Annotated in this window: 4 protein-coding genes; all 4 read left to right on the forward strand. The window is 34.4% G+C overall.

Going from position 1 to position 2522, the window contains the following annotated elements:
- Positions 1 to 97 precede the first annotated feature (97 nt).
- A complete protein-coding gene (locus B6A10_RS16090; protein WP_188221683.1) occupies positions 98 to 430 on the forward strand; it encodes a hypothetical protein in 333 nt (110 codons plus the stop codon).
- Between the two features lie 200 nt (positions 431 to 630).
- Positions 631 to 1608, forward strand: coding sequence for a glycoside hydrolase family 108 protein (locus B6A10_RS16095; RefSeq protein WP_188221684.1), 978 nt, complete (start codon positions 631 to 633; stop codon positions 1606 to 1608).
- Complete coding sequence (locus B6A10_RS16100; protein ID WP_188221685.1) at positions 1577 to 1996, forward strand: hypothetical protein; 420 nt, start codon at positions 1577 to 1579, stop codon at positions 1994 to 1996. The genes B6A10_RS16095 and B6A10_RS16100 overlap by 32 nt, the downstream gene beginning before the upstream one ends.
- A 193-nt stretch (positions 1997 to 2189) precedes the next feature.
- Positions 2190 to 2522 (forward strand): hypothetical protein (locus tag B6A10_RS16105; protein WP_188221686.1); only part of this gene is annotated, 333 nt, incomplete at its 3' end.

Below are 2522 nucleotides of genomic sequence, written 5' to 3' on the forward strand. Positions count from 1 at the left end.
GGTAAAAGATATTGTATTAGTTGATTATAAATTTCAATAAGAAAACTAAAAACTACAACTGTGTTTAATATAAATACAGTTGTAGTACTTTAAAAATATGAAAACAATAAAAACAATTATAACAATGATTACTTTTTCATTGTTTGTATACAGCACATATAGTCAAAACCCTGATTTTATAAGAGTTTCAAATGCATTAATAAATGGAACGGCTAATAGAATTACAGCTGATTTTGCTATACATATGACTACGGATATTTTTCATATAGGGGATAGTAGAGTCAATTATGAAACCCATTGTGCAGACGGGACATGCACTACAATCTTTACAGCATTTATTGGAGATGGATTTAGAGACCCGCTGGACATTGGTATAGAGGTTCCATACCAGGAACCGAGTTTATCACAGTTCCAATATCAGATAGTATAGGTATTAATTTTTATTATGGAACAGAAGAACAAGACCCTGATATTGGCGACTGTACAGACCCTAGAAGCTATGCCTACCCCTGTGAAACATACATCGATTATGGGGACTGTTCAGATTACAGGAGCTATGCCTACCCTTGTGATTCAAATGATCCTTGTGACTCTAGCAGTAGCGCATTTGACAATAGTTTGTGCGAGCAATTGAATAGTGGGGATGACGGTAGCCAAACAAACGATTCAGAACAAGAAACTGAAGTAGCCTGTACAAAACCTTGCACCACAGCCCAAGTTAGCCCGACTAGCAAAACAGCCATAACGTACAAATCAGGGGTAGCTATGTGTCCTTGTGAAGATAATCCTAAAACAAAATGGTTTGTAGATAAAGACAATGATAACTATAGTAGTGAAATTATTGAACGTGATGCTTTTGCACCACAAGTATACCCATATAAACTAGCCGTTTTGGGGCCTGATTGTGATGATAAAAATATAAATGTTCAAAAACTCAATAAATGTGGTGTGTGTGCAGTGGAGCCGGTGAGTGGGGATTGTGGGGATTGTAATAGTTTCAATGAAATTATAAAAAAAGTATTGAAAACAGAAGGTGGTTTTGTTAATGACCCAACAGATCCGGGCGGTGCAACAAATAAGGGCGTTGCATGGAAAACTTGGGAAGCGTATGCTAAATCTGTATTAGGAAAAGATCCTACACTAGATAATTTAAGAGCATTAACAACAAATGATGCTAATAAAATATACAAAACAATGTATTGGGATAAAATTAGAGCAGATGAAATAGTTGATGGTGATATAAGATTTTTATTATTTGACTTTTATGTTAATGCTCCGGTGTCCTCTATAGAAACAATTCAAAGAACTTTAAATTCATTAGGAGAAAGTATAACTGTTGATGGTGGTTTTGGAACAAATACTTTAGAGGCAATCAATAAGTATTCCAACGACATAAGATTATATAACAACTTCAAAAATGATAGACTATCTTTTTATGATTTAAAAGTTAATGAAAGTGTTAATAAATACTTGATAAAAAAACCTTTAGCCACGGAAGCTGATTTATTAAAGTATACCAAGAAAAAATATGAAAACGGATGGAAAAATAGAGTTAATGAATTTAAAAATAAAACAAATGAAAATAAAACAAATGTTAACTGTGAATAAAATAATAATTAGTTTTACGCTATTAATAATAACGTCTTGTACAAAAGTCTATACTCAAGACTATAATGGTAAATGGATAGCAAAAAATAATTATATAGATATAGAATTAGAGCTTAAACAGACAGGAAACATAATTGAAGGGGGGCATTGTATTATTTATGGTGCAGAAGGGAATTATATGGATTGTTCTGATGTAAATCAAAAGACCATCAACGGTATTTTAGAAAATGGAAAAGTTATTTTAGATATTCAAAGTAAATACGTAGATGGGATTGTTAAAATTTCTTTAGAATTATTATCCGATGGTAAATTGGCATGGAAGTTAATTAATTATCCAAAAGGTATATTTTTCTATCCTGATTCTATTTATTTAGAGAAAGATAATTAAGATCCCCCGCTACCCGATGGCGCAAACCCCGATGGCGCAAACTTGTCTACAAATCTAAAGGTTAGCGCAGGCATTTGCCTGTGCCCACAACAGTGAGCAGACATTTTAAACAAAAAGTTGTAGTCGTAAAAAGCTACAACTCTTTTGTTTAATTGCCGACCCAATAGTAGAAAACGCTACGCCTAATCAGGTATTGACGGTATCCAAGCCCTTAGACCAAGAGGTAGAAAATGCCCCAATTGAAACACCCAAAAAACTCCAAATTGTAAAACAAAAAATAAACAAAGGAGACATCAGTGGCAGCTATACCGGTACTTTGCTACGTTACGACTGGAGCGGGCAAAACGTATTGACTCAAACCCCAATTGAGGTGAGTATAGACCAAAATGGTCAAGAACTCACAGGCATCTGGCTAGAGCAACAGGGAGACACCATCAACTTTAAGGCTACGATTAATGACAAAGCCATACAGTTTCAAGACACCAAGATAGACCGTGCCATAAACCGTAAAACCAGCCTAGAGTCC

Source organism: Flavobacterium pokkalii, assembly GCF_014596575.1.
GTDB classification, from domain to species: Bacteria; Bacteroidota; Bacteroidia; order Flavobacteriales; family Flavobacteriaceae; genus Flavobacterium; species Flavobacterium pokkalii.